The 4,756-nt window shown below is 66.4% G+C and carries 6 protein-coding genes; all 6 read left to right on the plus strand.

What is annotated here, in order from left to right; genetic code table 11:
* Positions 1–1,063 (plus strand): insulinase family protein (locus ENJ19_10555; protein ID HHM06165.1); only part of this gene is annotated, 1,063 nt, incomplete at its 5' end.
* Positions 1,050–2,369, plus strand: coding sequence for an insulinase family protein (locus tag ENJ19_10560; GenBank protein ID HHM06166.1), 1,320 nt, complete (start codon positions 1,050–1,052; stop codon positions 2,367–2,369). The genes ENJ19_10555 and ENJ19_10560, both read left to right, overlap by 14 nt.
* Positions 2,366–2,950, plus strand: a complete 585-nt coding sequence (gene rsmD, locus ENJ19_10565) for a 16S rRNA (guanine(966)-N(2))-methyltransferase RsmD (GenBank protein HHM06167.1) — start codon at positions 2,366–2,368, stop codon at positions 2,948–2,950. Before ENJ19_10560 ends, rsmD begins: the two co-directional genes overlap by 4 nt.
* Positions 2,947–3,435 carry a pantetheine-phosphate adenylyltransferase gene (locus tag ENJ19_10570; GenBank protein ID HHM06168.1) on the plus strand — a complete coding sequence of 163 codons (489 nt, stop codon included), beginning with the start codon at positions 2,947–2,949 and terminating at the stop codon, positions 3,433–3,435. Before rsmD ends, ENJ19_10570 begins: the two co-directional genes overlap by 4 nt.
* Before the next feature lie 39 nt (positions 3,436–3,474).
* Positions 3,475–3,726, plus strand: a complete 252-nt coding sequence (locus ENJ19_10575; protein ID HHM06169.1) for a YfhL family 4Fe-4S dicluster ferredoxin — start codon at positions 3,475–3,477, stop codon at positions 3,724–3,726.
* Positions 3,727–3,776: 50 nt separating this feature from the next.
* A partial coding sequence (locus ENJ19_10580; protein ID HHM06170.1) for a gamma-glutamyltransferase occupies positions 3,777–4,756 on the plus strand: 980 nt, incomplete at its 3' end.

Consider the following 4,756-nt stretch of genomic DNA (forward strand, 5'->3'; position numbering starts at 1 on the left):
CTACACGGCTTATTTTCAGCAGATGGAAAAAAGCCGCCTGGAAGTGAGCTTTGAACTGGAAGCCGACCGCATGCGCAATCTGCGCCTGGATCCGGCGGAATTCGCCAAGGAGGTGCAGGTGGTGATGGAAGAGCGGCGCATGCGTACCGAGGACGATCCCCAGTCCCTCACCTACGAACAATTCGCCGCCACCGCTTTTCTCACCAGCCCCTATCATCATCCCGTCATCGGTTGGATGGATGATTTGAAGAACATGACGGTGTCCGATCTGGCCCGGTGGTACCAGCACTTTTACGCGCCCAACAACGCCGTGCTGGTGGTGGTGGGGGATGTCGATCCCGATCATGTCCTGGCCCTGGCCAGGAAGCATTTCGGGGCCCTCAAGCCCAGCCCCCTGCCGGTTCTCAAGCCCCGCGGTGAAATCCCGCAACAAGGCGAGCGCCGCATCATCGTGCGGGCGCCGGCCGAGCTGCCTTACCTCGTCATGGGCTACAAAGTGCCCGTGCTGAAAAGCGCTGCGGAAGACTGGGAGCCTTATGCCCTGGAGGTGCTGGCCGGCGTGCTCGATGGTGGTGCCAGCGCCCGCTTCGCCTCGCGCTTGGTGCGTGGCAGCGAAGTGGCTGCTTCTGTGGGGGCGGGTTACAGCATGACCGACCGCCTGCCCGGCTTGTTTCTGATCAACGGCACGCCCGCCCGGGAGCACACCATCGAAGAACTCCGCAGCGCCATCAAAGAGCAAGTCGGACTGCTGAAGTCTGAACGGGTGTCCGAGGCGGAACTGAAGCGGGTCAAGGCCCAGGTGATGGCCTCGGAGGTGTATCAAAATGATTCCACTTTTTATCAGGCCATGGAAATCGGCATGTTGGAGAGCGTGGGGCTGGGCTGGCGTACGGGTGAGGACTACCTGGAGCGCGTCAACGCGGTGACCGCCGAGCAGGTGCGGGCGGTGGCCAGGAAGTATCTGGTGGATGACCGCCTGACCGTTGCCATCCTTGATCCCCTGCCCATGGACCGCGCCGCAGCGCTGCGCCGTTCACACGGAGGCCAACATGTTGTCCGCTAAGAACACGCTCGTCATTTTTTTCAGTTGGGCACTGTGTGTGCCGGTGGTCTGGGCCACGCCGGCTGTCCAGCACTGGAACACTCACAACGGCGCCGAGGTGTATTTTGTGGCGGCGCCGCAGCTGCCCATGGTGGATGTGCGCATTACCTTTAATGCCGGCGCCGCCCGCGACGGGGACCATCCGGGCCTGGCGCAGCTCACCAACAGCCTTTTGGGTGAGGGGGCAGGGGGCTTGTCCGCCGATGAGATCGCTGCCCGTTTCGAGGATGTGGGGGCCAGTTTCGGTGCCAGCTCTCATCGGGACATGGCCGTTGTCCGTCTGCGCAGCCTCACCCAAGCCGATCTGCTTGAGCCGGCCGTGGCGACCCTGGCGCTGGTATTGCGGCGGCCGGATTTTCCCGCTGATGCTTTCAAGCGGGAGCAAAGCCGTACCCTGGTGGGGTTGCGGGCGCAAAAGGAATCCCCCGGCGAGCAGGCCGGCAAACGCTTTTTCGAAACGGCATACGCCGGCCATCCCTATGCCGTGGCGCCGTCCGGCACCGAAATGTCGGTGGCGGCCCTGACGGTGGCGGATGTAAAAGCGTATTACCAGCGTTATTACGTAGGCCGCAATGCCGTGGTGGCCATCGTCGGCGCCCTCAGCCAGGCGCAGGCGGCGGCCCTGGCCGAGCAGACCGTAGGCGTGCTGCCGGCCGGCAAAGCGGCGCCGGACCTGCCCCTGGCCGAGGCGCCGGAAAGAGGGGAGGAGGTGGCCGTGGCCTTTCCCTCGGAGCAGACCCATATTCTCATGGGCCAGCCCGTCCTCACCCGGGACGATCCCGACTATTTTCCCTTGTATGTGGGCAATCACGTGCTGGGGGGCAGCGGGCTGGTGTCGCGCATCAGTACCGAAGTGCGCGAAAAACGCGGCCTGTCCTACAGCGCTTACAGCTATTTCTCGCCCATGGCCGGGCGGGGGCCCTTCATCGCCGGCCTGCAGACCCGCAACGAGCAGGCGCGGGAAGCGCTGAAGGTGCTGCGGCAGGTGGTGGCCGATTTCATCCAGAACGGCCCCACGGCAGCGGAGCTGGAGGCGGCCAAGAAAAACATCACCGGCGGTTTCCCCCTGCGTCTGGACAGCAATTCCAAGATCGTCGACAACCTGGGCATGATTGGTTTTTACAACCTGCCCCTGGATTATCTGGACACCTTTAACGCCAGGGTACAGGCCGTTACCGTGGCGCAGGTGCGGGACGCCTTCCGGCGGCGGCTGAATCCGGACCGCATGGTGACCGTCGTGCTGGGTGGCGGCCAGGGCGGGGAGTGAGCCGGGGCGGCGCCCCCCGGCGCCTGCGCATCATCGGCGGCCGGTGGCGGGGGCGCATACTGCGCTTTGCGCCGGTGCCGGGCCTGCGCCCCACCCCGGACCGGGTGCGCGAGACCCTGTTCAACTGGTTGCAGGCCGACCTCCCCGGCGCCCGCTGCCTGGATCTTTTCGCCGGCAGCGGTGTGCTGGGTTTCGAGGCCCTGTCCCGGGGCGCCGCCGCGGTCACCCTGGTGGAACGGGACGTGCGCGCCGTGCGTGTCCTGCGGGACCAGGCGCGCATGCTGGAGGCTGAGGGCGCCGCCATCGTCCGGGCGGTGGCGCAGGATTTTCTGCGCGGTGCGCCCCGGCCGTTCGACATTGTGTTTCTCGACCCCCCTTACGCCGGCCAGGTGCTGCCCCGGTGCATCGCCCTGCTGCACCGCGGCGCGTGGCTGGCACCGTGCGCCTGGGTGTATCTGGAATGCTCCGGCCGGGCGCCCTTGCCCGAACTGCCACCGCCCTGGCGGGTGTACCGCAGCCGCCGGGCGGGCGAGGTGGGGTATCATTTGCTCCGCGTCACGGCGGAGGCAGAAGCATCATGAACCAGGAGCGGGTCACGGCCATCTATCCCGGCACCTTCGACCCCATCACCCACGGCCACAGCGACATTGTCACCCGTGCCTGCCGCTTGTTCGGCCGGGTGATCGTGGCGGTGGCGGCCAATCCCGGCAAGCAGCCGGCGTTTTCCCTGGACGAACGGGTGGCGCTGGCCCGCACCGTGCTCGGGGATCATGGGCAGGTGACCGTCACCGGCTTCGACTCCCTGCTGGTGGACTTCGCCCGCGCCCAGGGGGCGCGGGTGATATTACGGGGCCTGCGGGCGGTGTCGGATTTTGAATACGAGTTTCAGCTGGCGGGCATGAACCGCACCCTGTCGCCCGAGGTGGAGACAGTGTTTCTTATGCCGGCGGAACACTACAGTTATTTATCCGCCAGTCTGGTGCGGGAGGTGGCGGCTTTGGGCGGGGAGGTGTCGCGCTTTGTTCACCCTGAGGTGGAGGCGGCGCTGAAACAGCGCCTGGGGTAAAATCCCGGTTTTTTTCTCAGAAACAGGAAGCAAGACCCCATGGCGCTGATGATCACCGAGGAATGCATCAATTGCGATGTATGCGAACCCGAATGCCCCAACGAGGCCATTTCCCAGGGGGAGGAGTACTACGTCATCAACCCGGATTTGTGCACCGAATGCGTGGGGCATTTCGACACGCCCCAGTGTGTGGAGGTCTGCCCGGTGGACTGCATCCCCAAGGATCCCGCGCGGCAGGAGAGCGAGGCCGAACTGCGGGAGAAGTACCGGCGTCTCGTCAGCGGAGGCTGAACAGGTCCTTGCTGCGGGGCAGCCAGCATTTCACTTCTAAGGAACAGGCAATGAGGCGGCCACTGGTTATTTTGGTTTTCTTGATGGCGGTGTTTCCCGCGGCCGCGGCGCCGCGTGTTCCCGCCGCCGCCGTGGCCAGCGCCCATCCCCTGGCCACCGAGGCGGGTCATGAGATCCTGGCCGCCGGGGGCAATGCCTTCGACGCCGCGGTGGCGGTGACGGCGGTGCTGGCGGTGGTGGAACCCTACAGTTCGGGCCTGGGTGGGGGCGGTTTTTACCTGTTGCACCGGGGGGCTGACGGCTTTCAGACCATGGTGGACGCCCGCGAGCGTGCCCCCGCCGCGGCCCGGCGGGACATGTATCTGGATGCCGCCGGCGCGGTGATTCCCAAGGCCTCCATCGACGGGCCGCTGGCGGCGGCCATTCCCGGCATTCCGGCTGCCCTGGTGCACCTGGCCGGGCGCTACGGCCGTTTGAGTCTGCAACAAAGCCTGGCCCCGGCCATCCGCCTCGCCCGCGCGGGCTTTGCCGTGGATGAGCGCTACCGCCGCCTGGCGCGCTTTCGGCTGGGGGCCCTCAAGGCCTCTCCCGCCGCTGCGGCCGTGTTTCTGGTGGAGGGCAAGGTGCCCGAGGTGGGCACGGTGATCCGCCAGGGCGATCTGGCGGAAACGCTCACCCGGCTGGCGGAACAGGGCGCCGCCGGCTTTTACCGGGGGGCGGTGGCGCGCAAGCTGGTGGACGGCGTGCGCGCCGCCGGCGGGCTGTGGTCTTTGGCAGATCTGGCGGCCTACCGGGTGGTGGAGCGCGAGCCGGTGCGGGGGCAATACCGGGGCCTGAATATCATCTCGGCGGCCCCCCCCTCTTCCGGCGGCGTCGCCCTGGTGACCATGCTGAACATCCTGGCAGGCTATGACCTGACGGCGCTGGACAGCGTTACCCGCAAACACCTCATCATAGAGGCCATGCGCCGGGCCTACCGCGACCGGGCGGAGTACCTGGGTGACCCGGACTTTGTGACCGTGCCCGTCGC

The sequence above is a fragment of the Gammaproteobacteria bacterium genome, from assembly GCA_011375345.1.
GTDB lineage: Bacteria > Pseudomonadota > Gammaproteobacteria > DRLM01 > DRLM01 > DRLM01.